16 protein-coding genes and 1 pseudogene are annotated in these 21,948 nt (G+C 72.9%); 3 read left to right on the top strand and 14 right to left on the bottom strand.

Annotated features, from left to right (window positions below):
* Positions 1-98 (top strand): annotated as a pseudogene (locus AB1K54_RS13095) (IS982 family transposase); the annotation flags it as partial.
* Positions 99-256: 158 nt separating this feature from the next.
* Here the strand turns inward: AB1K54_RS13095 and pip are convergent.
* Both pip and AB1K54_RS13085 read right to left on the bottom strand, forming a co-directional pair.
* On the bottom strand, positions 257-1,264 hold the full coding sequence (gene pip, locus AB1K54_RS13090; protein WP_371203195.1) for a prolyl aminopeptidase: 1,008 nt from the start codon (positions 1,262-1,264) through the stop codon (positions 257-259).
* Positions 1,261-2,142, bottom strand: coding sequence for a neutral zinc metallopeptidase (locus AB1K54_RS13085; RefSeq protein WP_371203194.1), 882 nt, complete (start codon positions 2,140-2,142; stop codon positions 1,261-1,263). Before AB1K54_RS13085 ends, pip begins: the two co-directional genes overlap by 4 nt.
* Positions 2,143-2,223: 81 nt before the next feature.
* On the opposite strand from AB1K54_RS13085, the gene AB1K54_RS13080 reads away from it, so the two are divergent.
* Both AB1K54_RS13080 and AB1K54_RS13075 read left to right on the top strand, forming a co-directional pair.
* On the top strand, positions 2,224-3,987 hold the full coding sequence (locus tag AB1K54_RS13080; RefSeq protein ID WP_371203193.1) for a cation:proton antiporter: 1,764 nt from the start codon (positions 2,224-2,226) through the stop codon (positions 3,985-3,987).
* Positions 3,988-4,047: 60 nt separating this feature from the next.
* Entirely contained in the window at positions 4,048-4,527 is a 480-nt protein-coding gene (locus AB1K54_RS13075; RefSeq protein ID WP_371203192.1) for a recombinase family protein, read from the top strand.
* 24 nt (positions 4,528-4,551) lie between these two features.
* Here the strand turns inward: AB1K54_RS13075 and AB1K54_RS13070 are convergent, their stop codons facing one another.
* From AB1K54_RS13070 to AB1K54_RS13015, 12 genes are all read right to left on the bottom strand, one after another.
* Positions 4,552-5,019, bottom strand: coding sequence for a hypothetical protein (locus tag AB1K54_RS13070; protein WP_371203191.1), 468 nt, complete (start codon positions 5,017-5,019; stop codon positions 4,552-4,554).
* Between the two features lie 30 nt (positions 5,020-5,049).
* A complete protein-coding gene (locus AB1K54_RS13065) occupies positions 5,050-6,165 on the bottom strand; it encodes a WXG100 family type VII secretion target (RefSeq protein ID WP_371203190.1) in 1,116 nt (371 codons plus the stop codon).
* A gap of 86 nt (positions 6,166-6,251) precedes the next feature.
* Complete coding sequence (locus AB1K54_RS13060; protein WP_371203189.1) at positions 6,252-6,521, bottom strand: WXG100 family type VII secretion target; 270 nt, start codon at positions 6,519-6,521, stop codon at positions 6,252-6,254.
* Positions 6,522-6,679: 158 nt separating this feature from the next.
* Positions 6,680-11,113 (bottom strand): FtsK/SpoIIIE domain-containing protein, encoded by a 4,434-nt coding sequence (locus tag AB1K54_RS13055; protein ID WP_371203188.1) that lies wholly within the window; start codon positions 11,111-11,113, stop codon positions 6,680-6,682.
* The gene (locus AB1K54_RS13050; RefSeq protein ID WP_371203187.1) at positions 11,110-11,838 is read right to left on the bottom strand and encodes a hypothetical protein; all 729 of its coding nucleotides are present in this window, start codon (positions 11,836-11,838) and stop codon (positions 11,110-11,112) included. Before AB1K54_RS13050 ends, AB1K54_RS13055 begins: the two co-directional genes overlap by 4 nt.
* Positions 11,835-13,508 carry a serine/threonine-protein kinase gene (locus AB1K54_RS13045; protein ID WP_371203186.1) on the bottom strand — a complete coding sequence of 558 codons (1,674 nt, stop codon included), beginning with the start codon at positions 13,506-13,508 and terminating at the stop codon, positions 11,835-11,837. Before AB1K54_RS13045 ends, AB1K54_RS13050 begins: the two co-directional genes overlap by 4 nt.
* Positions 13,505-15,232 carry an FHA domain-containing protein gene (locus AB1K54_RS13040; RefSeq protein ID WP_371203185.1) on the bottom strand — a complete coding sequence of 576 codons (1,728 nt, stop codon included), beginning with the start codon at positions 15,230-15,232 and terminating at the stop codon, positions 13,505-13,507. The genes AB1K54_RS13045 and AB1K54_RS13040 overlap by 4 nt, the downstream gene beginning before the upstream one ends.
* Positions 15,232-16,089 (bottom strand): PP2C family serine/threonine-protein phosphatase, encoded by an 858-nt coding sequence (locus AB1K54_RS13035; RefSeq protein ID WP_371203184.1) that lies wholly within the window; start codon positions 16,087-16,089, stop codon positions 15,232-15,234. Before AB1K54_RS13035 ends, AB1K54_RS13040 begins: the two co-directional genes overlap by 1 nt.
* A complete protein-coding gene (locus tag AB1K54_RS13030) occupies positions 16,086-17,288 on the bottom strand; it encodes an RDD family protein (protein ID WP_371203183.1) in 1,203 nt (400 codons plus the stop codon). Before AB1K54_RS13030 ends, AB1K54_RS13035 begins: the two co-directional genes overlap by 4 nt.
* Positions 17,285-19,648: a transglutaminase family protein gene (locus AB1K54_RS13025; protein WP_371203182.1), complete on the bottom strand. Its 2,364-nt coding sequence runs from the start codon at positions 19,646-19,648 to the stop codon at positions 17,285-17,287. The genes AB1K54_RS13030 and AB1K54_RS13025 overlap by 4 nt, the downstream gene beginning before the upstream one ends.
* Positions 19,645-20,946, bottom strand: a complete 1,302-nt coding sequence (locus AB1K54_RS13020) for a DUF58 domain-containing protein (RefSeq protein WP_371203181.1) — start codon at positions 20,944-20,946, stop codon at positions 19,645-19,647. Before AB1K54_RS13020 ends, AB1K54_RS13025 begins: the two co-directional genes overlap by 4 nt.
* Positions 20,946-21,917, bottom strand: a complete 972-nt coding sequence (locus AB1K54_RS13015; RefSeq protein ID WP_371203180.1) for an AAA family ATPase — start codon at positions 21,915-21,917, stop codon at positions 20,946-20,948. Before AB1K54_RS13015 ends, AB1K54_RS13020 begins: the two co-directional genes overlap by 1 nt.
* Positions 21,918-21,948: the final 31 nt, after the last annotated feature.

The following is a 21,948-nucleotide window of genomic DNA, read 5'->3' as shown; positions in this document are numbered from 1 at the left end:
GCGTCGCCGCCAGACTCCTCGCCCTCGCCGCCGGCATCTGGCACAACTGGGTCACCGGCGCCCCCGCCAAACGCTCCCTCATCGCCTACGACCACTGAAGACGATCGGACTCACTCATCTAGGAGGCTTCCGACCCGGCGCGGGTTCAGAAGATGTGTGCTCAGAGCTCAGCGCCTGACACAGCGACATCGGAGTTGTCGTCTCGCTGCGCTCACTCAACCACCGACGCGAAGGGAGCAACCTGCGACCCCCGCCCCTACTCGACGAGCGACCCGAGTTCCTCGCTCACCGAAGCGGCGGCGAAGCGGTCGGTCGCAGCGCGGAGCGCAGCGGCGATGCCCGGCTCGGATGCGAGGTGCGCGGCATCCGGAACCATCGTGAAATCGGCCTCCGGCCACGCGCGATGCAGGTCCCACGCGGTCATCGGGGGCGCGCAGATGTCGTAGCGCCCCTGCACGATCGCTGCCGGAAGGTGGCGGATCGAATCGACGCGGGCGATGAGCTGCCCCTCTTCGAGCCACGCCCCGTTGAGGAAGTAGTGGTTCTGCAGCCGCGCAGAGGCGACGGCGCGCGAAGGCTTCAGCAGCTTCTCGACGGCCTCGGGCTGCGGCAGCAGCGTCGCGAGGGACGCCGTCCACCGGGTCCATGCGACAGCTGCGGGAACGTGCACGGCCGGGTCGGGGTCCGTCAGGCACCGGTGGTACGCCTCGAGCAGGCGCGCGCGCTCGAGCACCGGGATCGGCGCGATGAACTCCTCCCACAGGTCGGGGTAGATCGCTGCGGCACCGCCCTCGTACATCCACTCGATCTCGTGCCGGCGCAGGGTGAAGATGCTCCACAGCACCAGTTCGCTCACCAGCTGCGGGTGGGCTTCGGCGTACGCGAGGGCGAGTGTGGAGCCCCACGAGCCGCCGAACAGCTGCCACTGCTCGATCGCGAGGTTGCGCCGCAGCAGTTCGAGGTCGGCGACCAGGTGCCACGTGGTGTTGTGACGCAGATCCGCCTCGGGTTCGTGCGCGGGAGGGGTGCTGCGGCCCGCGCCGCGCTGGTCGAGCTGCACGATGCGGTACACGTCCGGGTCGAAGAAGCGGCGGTACGACCCGCGCGACCCCGATCCCGGACCGCCGTGCAGCACGACGACGGGCTTTCCGTCAGGCGAGCCGCTCTGCTCCCAGTGCACGCGCTGACCGTCGCCGACGATCAGTTCGCCCGTCTCGTAAGGCTTGATCGGCGGGTACAGGATCCCGTCGAGATGCGTCATCATAGGCTGCCCCCCGGCACCGCGAACGTATCACAGACCCTCACACCTCCCTGGTATCCCGCGGCGAACCAGCGCTGACGCTGCTCGCTGGAGCCGTGCGTCCAGCTCTCGGGATTCACGAAGCCGCCCGACTCCCGCTGGATGTGATCGTCGCCGACGGATGCCGCGGCGCCCAGGGCATCCTGCAGCTGCTGCGGTGTCGGCTCCTGCATGAACGGCACGCCGTTCTGGTCGACCTGCGCGGTCATGTCGGCGATCCAGGCCCCTGCGAAGCAGTCCGCCTGCAGTTCGGTGCGCACCCCGTTGCTGCCTGCCCCGGTGCCGTTGTTCGGGTTCCTGGTCATGGTCCCGGTGATGTTCTGGATGTGGTGCCCGTACTCGTGCGCGAGCACGTACAGCTGCGCGAGGGGGCCCGCCGTCGCGCCGAACTGCTCGCGCAGCAGCGCGAAGAAGGTGGGGTCGACGTACACGCTCTCCTCGGGCGGGCAGTAGAACGGCCCGGTCTGGTTCGACGCCGTGCCGCACTGGGTCGGCGTCGAACCGTCGACGATGATCAGCTGCGGTGCGCGGTAGTCGTCCACGACGCTTCCCCAGTACTGGTCCAGATTGAGGGATGCCGCGGCCAGCCGGCAGTCGTCACGTGCGTTCGCATCCGCCCCGGTCTCGCACTGTGCGATCTCGGTCTGGCCGCCGCCGCTGCCACCGGCGATCGGCGCGCCTCCCCCGCCGAGAAGGCTCGTGAAGTCGCCGCCGGTGAACAGGCTCAGCAGCAGCACGGCGATCGCGCCGATGCCGCCGATACCGCCGACCGCGATCCCCGCCCCGGCGCCGCGCCGACGCGCCCGGTTTGCGCCGACGCTGGCGTTGTCGTTGAAGGTCATGCCGTCACGGTACCGGGCATAGGCTCTGCACATGCAGCCCTTGACTGTGCACCGCCGCGCCGCCCACCCGGAGGCCGCACGGTGAACGAGGAGTCGCTGATCTTCGCGATCATCGCGATCGTGGTCATCGCGGTCGCCACCGCGATCGCGCCGAAGCTGAAGATCGCCGGACCGCTGATCCTCGTCATCGTGGGGCTCGGGGTGAGCCTGCTCCCCTTCGTCCCGGCCATCACGGTCAATCCCGACCTGATCCTCGTGGGGGTGCTGCCGCCGCTGCTGTACTCGGCGGCGGTGTCGCTGCCCGCGATCGAGTTCCGGCGCGACTTCTGGCCGATCGCCGGGCTGGCGGTGATCCTCGTGGCGGTGAGCGCCATCGTGCTGGCGCTCTTCTTCCGCGCGATGATCCCGGGTCTGGACTTTCTTCTGGCACTCGGGCTCGGAGCGATCCTCAGCCCGACCGACGCCGTGGCCACGTCGATCGCCAAGCGCATGGGCCTCGGACGACGCGTCATCACGATGCTCGAAGGCGAGAGCCTGCTCAACGACGCGACCTCGCTCGTGCTGCTGCGCACGGCTGTCGCGGCATCGGTCGTCGGAACCGCCACGGCGATGCAGGAAGAGGCCGCGGTCGCCCGACCGGGGTTCTTCGGCGCGTTCGTGTGGGGCGTCTTGGTGGCGCTCATCGTCGGCGGGATCATCGGCTGGGTCAACCTGCGCGTGCGCGCGCTCATCTCGAACCCGGCCGCCAACACCGCGATCGGACTGGTCGTGCCGTTCGCCGCGTTCCTGCCCACCGAGCAGCTCGGCGGCTCGGGGCTCGTGGCGGCGGTCGTGGCCGGCATCGTCACGGGGCAGGGCGCCGCGCGGCGCTTCACACCAGAGCAGCGCCTCTCAGACGAGCTGAACTGGCGCATGGTCGAGGTCGTGCTCGAGGGCGCGGTGTTCCTGCTGATGGGGCTCGAGCTCAAAGAGATCGTGCGGGCGAACGGCGAGAGCGAGTCCGGCATCTGGCACGGCGTGTGGCTTGCGGCCGCCGCGCTCGGGATCCTCCTGGCGGTGCGCGCCGGGTACGTCGCGATACTCGTGTGGGGGCAGGCGCTGCGCGCCCGGCGGGATCCGCGTCGCGCCCGCAGGCTCGACGCGTTCTCGCAGACGCTGGACGTCGTCGCCGCCGCACCGCCGACACCGCCGCCGGGTGACAAGGCGCGCGACCCGGCGCACCTGCAGCGGCGCGTGGGCGCGATGCGCAGGCGCCTCATGAGCTCGCGAGCAACCCTCGCCTACTATCGCGACTCACCGATCGGCTGGAAGGAGGGGGCGGTCATCGTGTGGGCGGGCATGCGCGGCGTCGTGACCCTCGCCGCAGCCCAGACCCTCCCGGCCGAGAGTCCTGAGCGACCGCTGCTGGTGTTCGTCGCGTTCCTCGTCGCCGTCGGCAGCCTGATCCTGCAGGGTTTCACGCTGGGGCCGCTGGTGCGGGTGCTGCGCATCGAGCCGGCCGACGAATCCCTCGACCGCAACCAGCAGGCCCGCCTGGACCTCGAACTGCGCCAGGCCGCCGCCGCGACCCTCACCGCGACCGCGCTGCGGCGCGACGACGGCACGCCGTTCCCGGCCGACCTGGTCGAAAAGGCGTCCTCCCTGCTCGTCCGGCCGCCGGACGAGCAGAACCAGGCGTTCGTGAACGACCTCCTCGGAGTGCGCATCGCGATGATCGAGGCGATGCGCGCGCGACTGGTCGAGCTGTCGTCGGGGGGCCAGTACAGCTCCGCCAATCTGCGGCACGCTCTGGCGCAGCTGGACGCCGACCAGCTGAGCCTGCAGATCCGCCTCGACGAGGCTTGAGCAATCCGGCGCGGAGCCCGCCCGAGACGGGGCACAATGGGAGGAAATGAAGGGCAGGACATGAGCGACACGGGCACCACGAATCCGGCGGCGATGCGACCGCCCGGCGAGCCCGCGCCAGAGACGAGCCCGCTCGACCTGCCGCACCCGGCCGCCGAGTGCCCCAAGTGCTTCACCGAACTGCAGCGCGACCGCGACTGGTGGCTGGCACGGCCCGACGGCGCACACCTGGTCGGACTCGTCATCGCCCGCGAGGGGATGCCGTCAGTCGTCGAGCAGCGCGACCTGCTGACGCACTTCGGGGTGCCGATCGAGGGGTTCCGGCATCCGGCGCCCGAGTCCCTCGAGACGTGGGAGGAGCGCCTGACGCGCCTGTTCGGGCGACTCGACCGCGGCGACGTGCTCGTGGTGGCCAACGTGCACGCGCTCGGTCGCGACATCGACGAAGAGACCCGCACCGTCGCCGAACTGCGCCGCCGCGGCGTGCTCATCAAGGTCGTGGCGCACGGCGCGCGGCACCTGCACGACTCCGGCCGCTGAGCCGGTCGGGCCCCGCGCCCGGCTTCAGCCGAGCCGGACGCTCGAGACGATGCCGCGGATCTGCGGCAGCGACGTCTCGTAGTCGGCGGGCGTGGCCGTGCCGGTGAGGCGCAGCACGTCGACGACGTCGCCGTGGTCGACGACGCTCACCGCGACCACCTGGGCGACCGTGCCGGCGGCGTCGGTCGAGTAGGCGAACTCGGTGACCCACCACTCGGCGCCGCCGAAGTCGACGCGCGCGCTGTCAACCGGGGCGACCTCGGGAAGCGACTCGATGTGCTGGGCGACCGCGGCCGCGGCGGCCTCAAGGGTGTGACCGGCGCCCACGCGCGTGATGCCGAGCACCACGTTCGGCGAGAACGCGCTGCCGCGGTCGTCGATCGCCGCGAGGAAGGTGCCGGGCACCGCACGCGGCTTCCAGCCTTCGGGAAGATCGATCGTGACGGCCGGCAGCGCCGGGAACGCGTCGCTGGGGAAGGATGCCTCGGGCATGTCGTCCTCTCAGGGTGTGGGTGCCGGCTGTCAGCCGAACAGGTTCATGATGTCGTGCGCCATCTCGGACGGACTGAAGCTGATGGAGGGCTTGATCGTGAACCCGACTCCGAGCGCAGCACCCAGCTCGAACTCCAGCTCCACATTGTCGAACGAGAACTGGGCGTTCGCCCCGGCGTCGATGCCGATACCGGCGCGCACACCGACCTCGAGGTCGCCGCCGACGCCGAGCACCTCGGCCTCGACTCCGGCCTTGGCCTCAGCCCCCGCGAACGCCCCCGCGCTCGCCCCGAGCTGCAGCCCGTTCTCACCGATCGACGCACCGCCGCCGATGTCGGCACGGGCTCCGGCCATCGCCTCGCCGCTGACCCCGGCCGACCCGTAGCCGGCGTCGAAGCCGGCCGAGCCCTCGGCCCACGCGCCCGCGATGGCCGAGGCCTCGCCGGAGGCCTCAAGCCCGGTCTTGTTCTTGGTGATGTCGGCGCCCCAGTGCTTGGGGTCGCCCTTGCCGTCACCGATGAGGCCGTTCTCGTGGATCGGCCCGCGCTTGACGTCGTCCTCAGTGCCGAAGCTGTACGACCCGCCGGCGTGGGCCTTCACGCCCGCCCCCACCTCGCCCTCGGCCTTGCCGTCGGCGCCGAAGAAGTCGCCCTCGGTCTCGCCCTTGGCGTAACCGCCGAGACGCCACGTGGCGCCGTCCTCGCCGACCTCGCCCTCGCCGCCCCACCCGGTGCCGTGCCACGGCCGGTTGTCGGCCGTGCCGTACCCCTGCGTGATCTTCGGGATCTCACCGGGACCGTACGAGCCCCCCGGGCCCCCGTTGGAGCCTGCTCCACCCTGATGCGCGCCGCCGGATCCGCCGGCGCCCCCCGGGCCGCCGTCCGACATGCTCGTGGCCTCCTGGTCGTCGGCGTTCGCGCGCAGCGACTTCGCGGCCTCGCGCAGCCGCGTGGAGGCGTCGGCGATGCGCCGCGAGTAGTCCGTGTCCCAGTGCGAGCGGAACTGCGTGGCATCCGCCCCCTTCCACGGCGCTCGCGAGAGCTCGCCGCCCAGCAGCGACCCGATCGACTCGAGTGCGCTCGCAGCGCGTTCGAACTCAGCCGCCGTGCCGCGCAACTGCGCGATGTCGGCACCGTACAGGCCCATGTCACCCCATTCTCGACGAGTGGATCAGAGGCTCTGACGAAACATCGGGGAGCGACCGTACCGGCCGCCCCCCGACGCTTCGCGCGTCAGAGCGAGCTCGAGGTGGACTCCTGCGCGCTGGCGTTCTTCGAAGCCTTCTGCGCGGCGTCGTGCAGAGCGTTGATGACGTTCTTCAGCGACGCGGTGTGCTGACCCGACCACTCGTTGCGGAAGCGCTCGGCGTCGGGGCCGTTCCACTGCGTCGAGCTGAGCTTCGAGCTCAGCTGCGTGAGGATCTGCTGGATCTCGCCAGCCTTCTGGTTGAGCTGCGACGAGAGCTCGCGGACCTGCTGAACGTCAAGACCCCAAACGGCCATGGTTTTCTCCTTCGTGCGATGTGAACTGGTTGTGTTTTCCCGACCCGGCCCGGTGTGCCGGGGAGTCCTTCCGAGAGGCTTCCCTCCCGTTGTCTACGACGCTAACGCGACGCGGGACGGACGGTCGATGGGGAGATATCCCCAGCGGTCGCGCGGAGTCACACAGGTGCCTCCGCGACGGCCACCTGGAGGCGCCGGGCGCGCCCCTGGTGGATGACGAATCCCCGGCCCGGGGGGAAGTCCGCGCGACGCACCCGGCCGAGCGACGTGCCGAACAGCCCCTCGCCGTCGACGTCGCTGGGCGCCAGTGCGAGGCCGCGGCGGGCCGCCTTGAACGGCTGCGCGAGGGTCCACGCCTGCCCCCAGGTCGAGGACTCCGCCTCGCCGACGACGAACGCCTCCGCCCGCACCGCGACGCGGATCAGGCGATCGAGCGAGGACTCGGCCTCGGTGCCGGTGAAGTCGGTGACATGCTCGATGAGAATCACCGGCGCCACGAGCAGTCCCGCCTCGATCGAATCGGCGACCCGCTCGGCGAGCTGGGCGACCGACTCCGGGTCGTGAGCCGCGTAGCGCGCCTCGGTCGACAGGCGCGGCGACAGGCGCCGCGGCGACAGATGCACGATGGCGCGTCGGGTCTCGGCCCTGCGGATGGCCGCGGCGATGGTCGCGAGCGCCGTCGTGCGGCCGCTGCCGGGAGGGCCCGAGAGCAGGAACGCGCCCGTGGCCTCGATCCCGGCCGGGTCGAGGTTCTCGTCGCCGAGTCCGATGACGATCTCGCCGGATGCCGCCACCGCCGCAAGCGCGGACAGCTCGACGTGCGCGGGCAGGCGCCCGACCGGCGGCGCCTCGGGCACCCCCTGCCGGCGCATCGCCTCGGCGAGCCGCTCGAGCTCGCGCGACTGCACGGCCATGTTCGAGCTGCCGCCGAGCACGGCGAACTGGATCTCGTCGCCGTCCACCATGCCGCGGCCAGGCGGAGAGGCAGGGCTCAGCACGTCCTTCGGCACGCCCAGCAGCAGATAGTCCTCTTCGGTCGCCAGACGCAGCACGAAGCGCTTCTGCACCGTGGAGGCGATCGAGGTGGGCAGGGCGCTGGGCCGGTCTCCGGTCATCACGAAGTGCACGCCCACCTGGCGGCCGTCGACCGCGAGCTGCGAGAAGAGGGTGAACCAGCCGCTGGTGCCGCTTGCGAACTCGTACTGCTCGCGGAAGGCTCCGAGCCCGTCGATGAGCACGATGATGCGCGCCTCGTCGGGACGGTTCGCGAGCCGGCGGTACTCGGCGATCGTGCCGGCCCGCACCTCGCCGTAGCGCACCGAGCGCTCGTCGACGATGTCGCGCAGCATCCGCAGCAGTCGTGTCACGCGCTCTTCGTCGTCACCGGCGATGATCGCGCCGACGTGCGGCAGGTCTTCGAGCATGCGCAGGCCGCTGGCGCCGAAGTCCAGGCCGTAGACCTGCACCGGCCCGCCGCGCGGGGTGATCGCCGCCGACACCGCGATCCCGCGCAGCGTCGTGCTCTTGCCCGAGCCGCCGGTGCCGAAGATCGCGACGTTGCCGTCGCGGTCGGGCTCGTAGAACGCGGTGGGCTGGGACTGCGTGCTCGGGTCGTCGAGCACGCCCACCAGCAGCCGCTCGTCGGTGCGCGGGCTCGGCAGTCGCGCGAGGTCGTACGCCGCGGCGAGCTCGTCCAGCCACGGCCGGCGCGGGGCCGGGATCTGAAGGCCGGATGCCGCGGTGCGCACCGACCGCACGATGCGGGCGATGTCGCTCGGGCCGGGGTCTGCGACCTTCGCCACCGCGGGGGCGGGGACCTCCCACGTGGCGCCCGCCCCGAAGTCCAGCTCCTGGATGTCGATCTGCGGACGCGGCTTCTCGCCCGTGGTCCAGCCGCCGACGTAGCCGGTCTGGAACGACACGATGCGTCCGGGACCGGTCTTGGCGGCGCCGCGCCCGGGGATCGACGGGTCGAAGTGGGCCGCCATCGGTGTTCCGAGAATGTCGGACGAGTCCTCGGCGTCGGCCATGCGCAGCGCGACGCGCAGGTTCGTGTTGGCGCGCAGGTTGTCTTTGATGACGCCGGCCGGGCGCTGCGTGGCGAGGATCAGGTGCAGTCCCAGCGAGCGGCCGCGCTGGGCGACATCCACGACGCCGTCGACGAACTCGGGCACCTCGCTCACGAGGGCCGCGAACTCGTCGACGACGATGATGAGGCTCGGCGGCGTCTCGGGGTCGCCGGTGCGCTCGAGCGACACGAGGTCCTTGGCCTTCTTGCGGTTGAGCAGGTGCTCGCGGTAGCGCAGCTCTGCGCGCAGCGACGTCAGCGCACGGCGCACGAGGTGCGGCGACAGGTCGGTGACCAGGCCCACGGTGTGCGGCAGGTCGACGCAGTCCGCGAAGGCCGAACCGCCCTTGTAGTCCACGAACAGGAACGTCACGCGGTCGGGACTGTGCGCCGCCGCCATGCCGAGCACCCACGACTGCAGGAACTCGCTCTTGCCCGCGCCCGTCGTGCCGCCCACCAGCGCGTGCGGCCCCTGCGAGCGCAGGTCGAGCTGGAACGCCCCGGCGCCGGCGTACCCGACGAGCGCGCGGAGGTTGCCCTCCTTCGCGCGGCGCTGCGGCGCGCGGCCGTCGCGCGGCGTGATGGAGTCGTTCTCACGCCAGCGGTCCACGATCGCGCCCGGGTCGCCCCCGATGTCGCTGCCGACCAGGTCGAGGTACGACACCGAGCGCGGAAGGTCCGACTCATCGTCGACGGGGGTGCCGGCATCCACCGTCGGCGACAGCACGCGCGCCCATGCGGTCGCCGAGTCCTCGTCGAGCAGCTCGACCCGCACCGGCGTCGACGACAGGCCGCGGCGCACGATGCCGGCGGCCGTGCCCGAGGCTTCGGCCGCGACCGTCAGGAACGTGCGGCACGCGGCCGGGAGCGCCCCGGAATGCGCGGCCACCCACACCAGGTGCACGCCGACGCCGGGGCCGCGCTCGGCCAGGCGTGTGAGGCGGGCGCGGTCGACGGTCGCGTCGTCCTCGACCAGCACGACCACCGCGGGGGTCTGCGGCGGCGTGCTCTCGCGCGCCTTGCCGGTCTCGATGGGGCCGCGCAGGTCGCTCGAGAGCGATCCGGGCGAACTCGACGCGATGCGCGCCTCGACCAGGCCCTCCACGCGCGACAGCAGCGCCGCGCCGGTTCCGGGGCCCGCCGCCAGATGCGCCCCCTCGAGAGGCGTGTGGGGGGAGCTGGTGTGCGGCAGCCACTCCAGCCACGACCACGCCGGACGGGTCGCCGGAGACGTGAACGCCGCCACGACGAGCTCGGCGGGCGAGTGCGTCGCGACCAGCTGCATCACGAAGGCGCGGGCCGCGGCATCGGCCTGCCCCCTCGCACCCGCGATGCCGACGTTGCCCGCCTCGCGCAGATCCGCGACGACCGGCACGTCGTCGATGCCCGCGAAGCGCTCGCGCAGCGCGATGAGGCGGTCGGCGAACTCGGGCAGGGTTTCGTCGAGCCCCGTGACGTCGATGCGGGCGCGGGAGGGCAGGCGCCCGGTGCCGAGCCGGGCCGTCAAGAAGAACGGATGCTCCGGCCGGTGCGTCCACGTCAGGTCGCCCCACGACGACAGCGACGACAGCGCGTCGGCCAGCGCCGGCACCTCGGCGGTGCGCACCGCCCGCTCCTCGACCTGCTCGGCGGCCATGAGCTTGTCGAAGTGCTCCATGCCCGCGTCGAACTGCTGGACGGCCTGCTTGTGCTCGCGCCGCGCCGTGAGGCGGTTGTCGATCCACGCCGCGATCATGATGAGCGGGCTCAGGGCGACGAACACGACCGCCAGGATCTGCTGCGTGAACGCGAACAGGATCGCGCCCATGATGAGGGGCGCGATCAGCGCGATCAGCGGAAGCCGATGCGGAGCCTCGGGCTTGGGCGGCTTGGGCGCCTTGAACTCGGGCTTCTCGTACCGCGGCACGACGCGCGGCGAGCGCACGACCTCCACGACCGGCGACGCGACGTGCGCGACGCCGGGGCGGCTGAGCGGGATCACCGAGATCTCGGTGGAGCCGAGAGTCACGGCATCCGCCGGCGACAGCGCCGTGCGCGCGATCTGCTCGCCGCCCATGACAAGCCCGTTGGCCGAGTTGAGGTCGATGATCTCGACGCCGGCGTCGACGTTGATGCGCGCGTGGCGCTTCGAGATCAGCGGGTCGTCGATGACGATGTCGGCGCCCGGATCGCGGCCCACGATGCTCGAGCCAGAGCGCAGCGGGCGCTCGGTGCCCGCGCGCGGGCCGGAGAGGATGCGCAGCACGGCGGCCGGCGCCTCGTCGCCCGCGAGCGCGGGAGCGGGCGTGACCTGCACCGTCGAACCCGAGCGGATGCCGGACTCGGCCACCGCGCGATCGGGATCGACCAGGCGCCCGCCACCGGACTCGGCGACGGTCAGCGTCACCGCTCCGGGGTCGCCGCCGCCGCCCGGATCGGCGAGCACCAGGGTGCGGGCGAGGTCGCCCACCGTCGAGGTGCCGTCAGCGGTCACCTCGAGGTCGACGGGCGCGCCGGGCCTGTGCAACGTGAACTTGAGCTTCACGCGTCGTCATCTCCCTGGGAATCGTGCTCCTCGTCGAGGAGGGGAAGGTCTTCGCGCGTGACCAGTCGCGCCGAGATCGCGTGCTCGACGAGCCGCACACGGCGGTTCGTCGCGAACGAGCGCACGCCGCCGCGCATGCCCGGCACGCCGATGCGGTCGAGCTTGTCGCACACGTTGTCGAGCTTGCGGTTGAAGCGGGTGAGGGTCCAGCCCAGGCGCTGGGCTGCCTGCGCCGACGTCGGCAGCTCGCTCATTCCGGTGCCCTCGCGCCGCAGCACCGGCTCGGCGAGGGCGAGGATCATGAGCCGCTGGCTGGGCGTCAGCGGCACGGCGCCGATGGTCGACAGCCCGTCGGACTCGTCGGCGGGCTGCGTCTCGCGAAACATCGGCTCGGCGGCGTGGATCGTGAGCTCGTACGTGGTCGGACCGGCGCTGAAGATGACGGTGGTGGCCGCGAACACGAGCGGCAGGCGGGCGCCCGGCGCGAGCCACGCCTGCACGCGGCTTGCCGAATCGGTGACGGTCGCCGACAGCCGGCTGCCGACGTTCGAGAGGATCCACAGCCCGCCGAGGTGCTCGATCGTGAGGAAGTTGCGGTGCAGGAACAGGTTGTCGTCGATCGAGAGGTCGCCCTCGCGGCCCACGGTGAACGGCCGCTGCGGGTCGACCTGGAACAGCTCCCCCGCGAAGTCGACGGTGAGCTCGTCGGTTTCGGCGCCCGTCACGGCGTGCACCCCTGCACTGCGTCGGAGTACGTGCCGTTCGCGCGCACCGTCATCACCTTCACGCAGGTGCGCCCGGACGGATCGGCGGCCACGACCGCCGTCGGCTCGGTGACCGGCTGGTAGTCGATCTCGGCGGCATCGAGAGTGACCACGCCGATCTGGTAGCGGTCGCCGTCTTGCGGGTCGGGGTTCGTCCAGGTGAACACGACGCCGTCGGCGCCCGGCGCCCCGGCGAGGTCGATGGGCGGGGCCACTGTCGTCGAGATCGGGTCCTTCGGGTCGCTGGTCGCGTCAGGGGTCGCCGCGGGGTCGGGCGCGCCGCCGAGAAGCCCCGGCAGTGACACAGCGACGACGATGACCACCAGCACGGCGACAACGCCCGCCACGATTCCGACCACGAGCGGCGTGCGCGACTTCGCGCGGGGGGCCGCGGCGGCGGAGTCGAAGTCGGCCGAGGCGCGCACGATGGTCTCATCGAGGGTCCCCGCGCCCGCTCCGAACGCCGCTGACGCGGCGCCCGGGGCCTCTGGGCGCGTGGCCCCCGCCGCGGGCGCGAACGCCGATCCGGGGCGCACCGTGTCGTCGACGAACGCGGCGGGCGAGGCATCCCTTCGCACCGTGTCTGCCGGCTCGTACGCGTCGACGCGCGGCGGCATGACCACCGGCTGCGCACGGAAGCCGGGAGTCGCCGACGGCTGGGTCGGGCCGGCCGCGGGCCTGGTCTCGGGTGCGATGCTGACCACGCCGCGCACGCGGGTGAGGCCGTCGTCCTCGTCTTCCGGCACGTCGTCGATCGCGGCGTCATCGAGGATGTCGATCGGCGTCACCGAGAGCGACAGCTCGATCTGCACCTTCTGCAGCGCGCGGGCGAACGCGAGCGCGCTCTCGTAGCGGTCGGCGGAGGACTTCGCCATCCCCTGCGCGAGCGTGTGCTGGAGGGATGCCGGCACGTCGGCGCGCGCGAGGGGGGGAAGGGCCTGCCGCTCGATGCGCTGGATCAGGTCGGCGGCGGTGTTGCGCTCGCCCGGCTGCTCGAACGGCGAGTGTCCGGCCAGGAGCGTGTACACCGTCGCGCCGAGCGCCCACACGTCGGAGCGCGGGTCGCTGCGCGGCACATCGGCGAACGACTCGGGCGGCGACCACGGAATCGAAAGGCCCGCCGACTCGGCCGCGGCGCTGGTCGTCGAGGCGATGCCGAAGTCGGTGAGGGCGGGCCGGTTGTACTCGGTGACCAGGATGTTCGCGGGCTTGATGTCGCGGTGCAGCACCCCGGCGCGATGGGCGGTCTCGACCGCGGCCGCGACCTGCACGCCGACCCGCAGCGCCTCGGCGACCGAGAACGGCTCGCGGCGGTAGCGGGCCTGCAGGTTGGGCCGAGGGCAGTACTCCATGACGAGGTACGGCCGCCCGTCGCGCGAGACCCCCGCCTGGTAGATCGTGACGATCGCCGGGTGCGTCGACAGCATCGCCATCACGTTCGCCTCGGCGGTGAACTCTGCCACCGACCCGCTCGACATGCGCTCGGTGAGCAGCACCTTCACCGCGACGCGGCGCTTGGGCAGCTGCTGCTCGTACAGGTACACGTCGGCGAACCCGCCCGAGCCGAGCACGTCGACGTACGTGAACCCGGGAAGGTCGGGCGGCGACATCGCCGCGCGCCGGGCGCTCACGAGGGATCCTCGACGGCCACGGTGATGCCGTCGCCGAGGTCGATCACGTCGCCGGCGACCACGATGGTGGCCTCCCCCGGGTGCAGGCGCATCGGCTCGCTCCCCGGACGGCGCAGGGTGGTGCCGTTCGTGGTGCGCAGGTCTGTGGCCAGGATCGCGCCGCCCTCGACGCGGATCTCGACGTGGCTGCGCGAGATGTCCTGCTGCGGGCTGTCGACGGCGACCAGGTGCGGCAGATCCGTGCCGGTCATGCGCGTCGCGCGCGGACGCCGGCCGATGACGACCGTCCGGTCGAGCACGAGCACCTGGCCGGTCGACATGCGCAGGCGCCCCGGCGCCGGCAGCCGCGGCGGGGCGAGCGGCGGCGGCGCCGAGTCGGCGAGGCCTCCGCGCATCGCGCGCAGCTGGGCGACCGAGATCGTCGCGCCGTCGTGGTCGCCCTCGTCGGATGCGGCGGTCCCCACACCTGCTCCAGACGCCGACGCAGCGCCCGGAGCCTCCCCGCGCGCGGCCTCGGTCGCCTCGTCGTCGGCGACCTCGCGCACGGCCGCGTCTTCGACAGACCGCACGACGGTCATTCCCCACAGGTGGTCGTAGCCGGTGGTGGCCTCCACCGCCTCGGCCGTCGGCTCGTCGCCGCGATCGGCGGGGCGGGGCGGGATGATCGTCGACGCCGTAGGAAGCAGGGTGTCGGCATCCACCGCCGAGAGCACCGCGGCGGAGCCGACGAGAGCCGGCTCGTGCGCTGCGGGTGCGGGCGGGACGGGCACGGGCGGGACGGGCGGCGGGGTCGCGGCCAGCGCCGACCACGGGCCGCGCGCGGGGAGGGCGGGCCGCTCGGGTGCAGGCTGCGCTGCGGAGTCGGCCGGGCCGGGCGCCCGCTCGGCAGGTGCGATGGGCTCTGCGGGCGCTGCGGGCTCTGCGGTCTTGAGGAGCGGATCGACGGCGGGAGCGAGCTCGGACGACGGGTCGACGGGCTCGGCCGAATCGACCCGCGCGTCGAACGCGGGCTCAGGCTCAGGCTCAGGCTCGGGCTCGGGGTTCAGCGCGTGGAGGGAAGGGAACGCGAGCGGCGCGGGCACGAACGCCTCGGGCTCGGCCAACGGCGCGGGCGAACCGCCGTCGGTCGCAAGCGACGCCGGCGAGACAGTCCCCTCCGGCCCTCCAGACGTCGCTGTCTCGGCGCCCGGAGCCTCGGCGGGCGCGGAACCGGCACCGGCTGCCGCACCCGGAGTCCACTCCGCGCCCGACGCGAGCACGACGCCGTCGACGATCGGAAGATCGAAGGTCGAGGCTGGGTCCACCCGCCCGGAGGCTCCGGGCGCCGCGTCAGCGGCGTCTGGAGTGGGCGTGGGGACCGTCGCCGACTGCCGTAGCGCGACGCGCGTCACACCCTCGATCACACGCTCGACCCACGTCGTGACGCCGACGCCCGAGATGGACTCGGTGCCCGCGGCCGACGTCACCGTCACCGCGAGGCCGCCGCGCACGGCCAGGCGCACGGCCGAGCCGTCGGCGAGCGCGACCGCGAACGGCGGCAGCGCCGTCAGCGAAGCGCCGTAGACGTCGGTGAGCGCCTCGAACACGGCCGCGAGGCCCTGGCCGTCGCGCACGCGCTGCCAGATGAGGTCGGCCAGCGCCACGGGCACGTCGGAGGGCAGCGCGACCAGACCGCGCGCGGTGACGGCGACCGGCGCGTCTCCGGGACAGTAGTGCACAGACATCAGATGGCTCCTCTCGCGGCGGTGCGCGGAAGCGTGTCGCCCTCGACGACGTCGACCTCTGCGCCCGGCGCACTGTGCGACGGACGGGTGTCCTCGAGATCCGCGATCTTGGCTCTGGCGCCGACCCGCAGCGCGTCCACCACGATAACGGTCACGTTGTCGCGCCCGCCCCGCTCGACCGCGGCGGCCACGAGGCGGTCGGCCGCGACCTGGGGGTCGGGCTCGGTCGTCAGGATCGCGCGGATCTCGCTTGCGGCGAGCTCGCCGGGAAGCCCGTCCGAGCACACCAGCATGCGGTCGCCGACCTCGGCGGGCAGGAGCCAGTAGTCCGGCTCGGAGGCGCTTCCGGCGCCGATCGCGCGCGTGATGACGTTGCGGCGTGAGTCGGTGGCGGCCGCGGCGGCCGCCAGCTCGCCCGAATCGACGAGCTCCTGCACGACGGAGTGGTCCACGCTGATCTGCTCGAGCTCGCCGCCCGACAGACGATAGGTGCGCGAGTCTCCGAGGTTGAGGGCGAGCCAGTAGCCGGCGCCCTCCACGTCGGCGATGACGACGCCGGTGAGCGTGGTGCCGGCCCCTGCTCCGCCGCCGGCAGGCAGCGACTCGACGCGGTGGCGTGCCCGGCGGAACGTCGCGTGCACGTCGTCGATCGTCAGGCTCGGACGTCCCGCGAGCTGCGAGAACTCGGCGACGACCGCGGCGCTGGCGATCTCGCCCGAGTTGTGACCGCCCATGCCGTCGGCGACAAGGAACAGCGGACCCTCGGCGAGATGGGAGTCCTCGTTGATCGTGCGGCGGCGGCCGGGGTCGGTCGCGGCGCCGAAGGCCACAGCGACCGGGCGGGTCTGGGTGGTCACGTCGCGCTGACCGTGGCGCTGCGGTCGCCGAACTCGAGACGGTCGCCGGGCCGCAGCGCCGTCGACGTGCCGGCGACCAGCGCCGAGCGCGCGCCGTCGCGGACCAGGGTGGTGCCGTTCGTGGAGTGGCGGTCGACGACCCACAGCCCGGATGCGTCGCCACCCACCTCGAAGTGCGTCTTGGACAGCGACAGGGTCTCGTCGCGCACCGCGATGACCGTGGCATCGCCCTCGGCCGCCGGGTTGCGCCCGAACAGGGTGCGGCCGTACACCGCCGCACGCGTGCCGTCGTCCCACGTCAGCACCGCGAGAGCGGCCGATTCGCGCACGCTCGCGGGGCGACCCGCGCCGCCGGGCGCGACGGCCCGCGTCGCGTCGAGATCATCGGCGACCGCGGTCGAGGCGGCGCCGGTCGCGACACCACCGGGCGCCGGAGGCGTCGCGCGCGCGGCGGCGGCCTGCTCGGAGGTCACGCCGGGCACGACCGAGATGAGCCCGGACTGCGCAACGGCAAGCGCGCCGGTGGGTGCGGCCGGTGCGGCCGGAGCGGCGAAGCCGCCGGGCCCCGCCCCGCCGGGCGCCGGCACCGGCGGGGCGGGTCGCGTGAACTGCGGGACGGGCGGAGACGGGGATGCCGGCGGCGCAGCGACCGGGGCGGCGCCAGCGGGCGGCGGAAGGTACGGGTTGGCCACCGCAGCGGCGACCTCCGGTTCGGGGCGGGACGAGGCATCCGTCGCCTTCGCATCGATCACGACCGCCTTCGCGACCAGATCATGCCAGCCCTGGCGGCGCCCGCTCGAGTCGAACAGGGGCGAGAAGTAGCCGACGACGATCGAGCCGGCGAGCGCCCAGATGATGTTGCGCCCCAGCGCGCGCCCGAAGCCGATGCGCGCGCCGGTGCCGGCGTCGGCCAGGCGCAGTCCGAGCGCCCGCTGGCCGATCGAGCCCCTGCCGCCCTGCATCGCCGTGTAGACGAACGCCCACGCGAGCGACGCGACGCCGACGAGCAGGTACATGAATAGCAGCGCCACCGCCAAGGAGCGCTCCTCGCGGTTGGCGCCGCTGCCGATGACGACGCCCGCGCCGATGCAGACGAGCACGACCTGGATGCCCCAGGCGATGGCGATGTCGATCGCGTACGCGCCGACGCGGCGTCCGAGGGACGCCGGGACGGCGGCAGTGGCGGAAACGGTGGTCATGCATTCTCCGGGTTGTCGACGGGGGAAGAGGATGCCTCGGCCGCGGGCTTCGGCTCACGCACGGGCTTCGGAGCGCGCGGCGTCTTGGCGGGCAGCGCGAAGCGGGTGTCGGCCAGGAGCGAGCGCAGCGACAGCCGCGCGCCCAGACGGCGCCAGAACGACGACCGCGAGCTCATCGTGCCGACCATCTCGTCGACCTGACGCCAGAACTCGGCGATGTCGGCCTCGTCGGGCTCGGCCGGGCCGAACACCTCGGCGTCAGCGCGCACGGCGAGGGTCGCGACGGCAGGCTCGGCGAACGCGGTGCTCACGACCGCAGCGTCCTCGAGGCGCGTCGCCCCGGGGCGCACGGGCGTGCCGAGGTCGCTCGCGCGGTCGACGAGCTCGTCCCAGCCGCCGCTGATGCGGTCGGAGGGGCGCTCGGCGGCACGGCGACGGCGCCGGCGACCGGCCTTCAGCGCGCCGATCACCACGAACGGGGCGGCGAGCACCAGCAGGATGCCGATCGAGCCCGACGCGATGCCGACGATCAGTGCGAGGTCGGCGCCCTCGGCCCCGTCCTTGTCGTCGTCCTCGCGCTCGTCGGGGATCGTCGGGGGCAGGTCGACCGGCTCCTCCTGCGGGGGCGGCGGCTGCAGCACCTGCGGCTTCGGGTCGGCCTTGGGCTTGGTGGTCTGGTCGCTGGGGATCTGGTCCTCGGGCGGCGTCGGGTCGAACGCAACCCAGCCGAACCCGTCGAAGGCCACCTCCACCCATGCGTGGACGTTCTCGCCCGTCGCGTCGAACACCGGTGCGGGCGCGGCGTCGGGGTCGGGATAGAAGCCGAGCACGACCCGCGAGGGGATGCCGATCGAGTCGGCCAGCAGCGCCATCGCGACCGCGTACTGCTCGTCGTCGCCGACCATCTGCTTGGCGCCGAGCATCGATGCGATCCGCTCCGCTCCGTGACCGGCGCGCGAGGGCGGCTCCCCCTCGAGGCCGTGGCTGAAGAAGCCCGTCGTCGAGAGCATCGTCTGCAGTGCGCGCACCTGCTCGATAGGGGTCGTCGCCTCGGCCACGGCATCCGAGGCCATCTCGGCAATGCCTTCGGGAACGCCCTCCTGCGCCGGGATCTTCACCGGGGCGAACTCCGCGTCGGCGAGGGCGTCGTCGGTCGGCATGGTCGGCACGACGACGTGCAGGTCGTACGCGTCTCCGCTCTTGAGCCGGGAGACCACCACCCCGGTTCCGGTGGACGGGTTGTAGTAGGCCGAACGGCGCAGCGCCTCCGCGCGGTCGCCGTCGAACGTGACGTCCTCGATGGCGCCGACGCCCGGCATCCACACGCCCGACAGCTCGCCGATCTCGACGCGCACCTGCGCCGGGGTGCCCAGGGCGTCCGGCGACATCTCGCCGCGCACCGGGGTGAACGCGCTCGACGAGCCCGCCCCCATGTCGGACACGTTGTAGACCGTGCCCGAGTAGGCGTCCATCGCGGCCAGACGCACGCGCGACCCTTCGGGCATGCCCGACACGGTGAACAGGGTCTCGTCGCGCGAGTCGCGCACGAGGGAGCGGAACGACTGCAGCGGGCTCGCGTACTCGCGCACGTCGAACGGCGGGATCACCACGTCGCGCAGCACGTACCGGGGGCCGGCCGGGGCCGCGAATCCGCTGAGGACCACGCCGACGATCACGGCGACGGCGACCACGCCCGAACCGAGCACGAGGCGCCGGCCCCTGCCACCCGACGCGCCGCGCTCGCCGAGCGAGACGGCGTCGCCCTGCGGCGCCCAGGCCTGACGGATCGCGAGCCACCCGATCGCGGCGACCGCGAACACGACGCCTTCGGCCACGGGGAGGGCCGGGTCGGACGTGCCGAGGGCGATCTGCGCGGCGAGGAAGCCCGTCGCCGGCACGAGCGCCCACGCCGGCACGGGCGCGCGCAGCGCAAGGCTCACCGTGAGCACCGAGGCGACGAGCGCCAGCAGGAACGGCACGATGAGAAAGCCCTCGCCCGCCGGGACGGGCGCGACGGTCGTGAGCAGCTGCTTCCACGAGTCGACCGCGCCGACCGCCAGGAGGCGCCACGACTCGAGCGTCGGAACGACCCGGGCGATCGTCGAGTCCGACACGGCCAGCGCGGGCCCGAGGAGCAAGTACGCCAGCACGGTGAGACCGGCGAGGATCAGGATGCCCCAGCGCTGCCACGCGGCGACGGCGGCGATGGCCGCACCCACGAGCAGGCCGCCGACGGCGGCCACGAGGTATCCGGCCGTCGCGTAGGTCGGCCAGAAGCCGACGATCGGCACCGCCAGCAGCAGGGCCGAGGCGCCGAGGTCGAGGCACCAGCGGCGTGCGGAGGCCTTCGCGGCGCTCATGCGAGCACCTTCCGCAGGGCCCCAGGGAGCTGGTCGAGCGCGCCGATGGTGATCACGTCGGCATCGCCCACGCGGCGCAGCGACGCCCCGGCGCCGGCATCGGCCACGATCGCCAGCACGCGCGTGCCATACGGCTGCCGCGCGCACGCCTCGTGCAGTGCGGCGGCGCGCACCTTCGCGCCGCACACGAGCACGACGACGCTGGCTGCGGCCACGTTGGCGGCGACGGATGCCGCCAGCTCACCGATCCCGCCGTCGCGGGGGCGCGAGTGCCCCACGCCCGAGAGGGCGTCGAGCAGGCGCTTGCCGGTCGTCGCCGAGATGCTGCGGCCGGGCAGGCGCAGGTCGACGTGACGGGAGTCGCGCGCGGCGCGCAGGCCGAGTGATCCTGCGGCCGAGACCGCAAGCTCGAACTCGTCGTCGTTCGCGTAGTCGGCGGGGCTGCACGACAGGCCGAGCACGAAGTGCGAGCGGCGGGTCTGTTCGTACTGGCGCACCATGACATCGCCGGTGCGGGCGGACGAGCGCCAATGCACATGCCGCAGGTCGTCGCCCGGCTGGTACTCGCGCAGCGCGTGGAACGAGATGTCGTCGCGCGAGAGGTCGCGCACCGTCATGCCCTCGAGGTCGCGCACGAACCCGATCGAGTGGCCCTCGAAGGACACCGTGCGGGGGTGGACGAAGAGGTCGACGGGCTCGTCGCGACGGTGCACGCGTTCGAACAGGCCCAGCGGATCGCCGCGCACGACGCTCACCGGGCCGACCGAGAGCACCGCGCGGCGCGTGGTCGGGATCGCGAAGAGCTCCTCGATCGTGTCGCCTCCGGCCAGGCGGCCGATCTCGAAGACGCCCCGGCCCGCGCCGACGGGCAGGATCACGCGAGACGGCAGGATCGCCCGGTCGCCGGAGTTCGACAGCGTCAGGGCGCCGACGGCGCGCTCCCCCACCACCACATGCGTGCGGTTGAGGTCGAGCGAGACGTCGTACGCGGTGCGGCCGATGAGAAACAGCGCGCACAGCGCGAGCACCGCCGTCACCACGACCGCCGCAACCGTCAGCTCCCACCAGCCGAGCACCTGGCCCGCCCACCACAGCGCGATCGCGCCGGCGATGAGCACCCACGCGACCGGTCGAACGACCCTCACCACGCCGCTGGCGCGACGCAGAAGAGCGGCGGCCGCCGGCCCACCGGTCTCGGTCCACCACGAACGCCGCTCCCGAGCCTCGGGAGCGGTACGCGTGAGCGAACTCGATACACCGCCGATGGCGGCACTCGATCCGGCGGCCTCCGCCGTCATCAGGCGGCTGCCCGGGCCTGCGGCGCGGCGACGGCGGCGAGGGTGCGTCCGATGACCGTCTCGGCGGTCGTGCCCGAGAACTCCGCCTCGGGGTCGAGCACCAGGCGGTGCGTCCACACCGGACCGGCGAGCGCCTTGACGTCGTCGGGCGTGACGTAGTTGCGGCCCTGCGCGGCCGCCCAGACCTTGGCGATGCGGATCATCGCGATCGCGCCGCGCACCGAGACGCCCAGGCGCACCGACGCGTCGCCGCGCGTGGCCTCGGCGAGCTGCGCGGTGAAGCGCAGCACGGCGGGCTCGACGTGCACGGTCGCGGCGAGGTCGGCCATGTCGGCGACCGCGGCGGTCGTGATGAGCGCGGACAGGTGCGCCGACGGATTGCGGTCGGAGGCGCCCGCGAGGATGCGCTCGGCGACGGCCAGGTCGGGGTAGCCGATGCTCGTCTTGATGAGGAAGCGGTCCAGCTGCGCTTCGGGCAGCTTGTAGGTGCCGGCCTGCTCGATCGGGTTCTGCGTCGCGATCACGAGGAAGGGGCGCCCCGCCTCGTGCGCGGTGCCGTCGACGGTCACACGCGACTCCTCCATCACCTCGAGCAGCGCCGACTGGGTCTTGGGCGAAGCGCGGTTGATCTCGTCGGCGAGCACGATCGAGGCGAACACCGGGCCCTTGTGGAACTCGAACCGGTGCGCGGCCTGGTCGTAGATCGTCACGCCCGTCACGTCCGACGGCAGCAGGTCGGGGGTGAACTGGATGCGGCTGGACGTGCCCTGCACGGTGGCGGCGAGCGCCTTGGCGAGACTGGTCTTGCCCGTGCCCGGGGCATCCTCCAGCAGCACGTGACCCTCGGCGAGCATCGCGGCGAGCACCAGGCCCACCACCTCGCGCTTTCCCATCAGCGCCTGGTCGACGTTGTCGACCAGACGGGAGAAGGTGCCCTGGAACCAGTGGGCCTGTTCGGGGGTCATGGTCATGTCGGTGTCTCTCGTTTCTGAAAAGGGAAGG

The sequence above is a fragment of the Microbacterium sp. BWT-B31 genome, from assembly GCF_041379855.1.
Taxonomy (GTDB): Bacteria; Actinomycetota; Actinomycetes; order Actinomycetales; family Microbacteriaceae; genus Microbacterium.
The sequence above is the reverse complement of the archived record's forward strand: the minus strand, read 5'-3'. Positions and strand labels throughout refer to the sequence as shown.

Coding starts and splice junctions, on each gene's coding strand:
- pip (WP_371203195.1), bottom strand. CDS start 1,264: ATGATGACGCATCTCGACGGGATCCTGTACCCGCCGATCAAGCCTTAC.
- AB1K54_RS13085 (WP_371203194.1), bottom strand. CDS start 2,142: ATGACCTTCAACGACAACGCCAGCGTCGGCGCAAACCGGGCGCGTCGG.
- AB1K54_RS13075 (WP_371203192.1), top strand. CDS start 4,048: ATGAGCGACACGGGCACCACGAATCCGGCGGCGATGCGACCGCCCGGC.
- AB1K54_RS13070 (WP_371203191.1), bottom strand. CDS start 5,019: ATGCCCGAGGCATCCTTCCCCAGCGACGCGTTCCCGGCGCTGCCGGCC.
- AB1K54_RS13065 (WP_371203190.1), bottom strand. CDS start 6,165: ATGGGCCTGTACGGTGCCGACATCGCGCAGTTGCGCGGCACGGCGGCT.
- AB1K54_RS13060 (WP_371203189.1), bottom strand. CDS start 6,521: ATGGCCGTTTGGGGTCTTGACGTTCAGCAGGTCCGCGAGCTCTCGTCG.
- AB1K54_RS13040 (WP_371203185.1), bottom strand. CDS start 15,232: ATGTCTGTGCACTACTGTCCCGGAGACGCGCCGGTCGCCGTCACCGCG.
- AB1K54_RS13030 (WP_371203183.1), bottom strand. CDS start 17,288: ATGACCACCGTTTCCGCCACTGCCGCCGTCCCGGCGTCCCTCGGACGC.
- AB1K54_RS13025 (WP_371203182.1), bottom strand. CDS start 19,648: ATGAGCGCCGCGAAGGCCTCCGCACGCCGCTGGTGCCTCGACCTCGGC.
- AB1K54_RS13020 (WP_371203181.1), bottom strand. CDS start 20,946: ATGACGGCGGAGGCCGCCGGATCGAGTGCCGCCATCGGCGGTGTATCG.
- AB1K54_RS13015 (WP_371203180.1), bottom strand. CDS start 21,917: ATGACCATGACCCCCGAACAGGCCCACTGGTTCCAGGGCACCTTCTCC.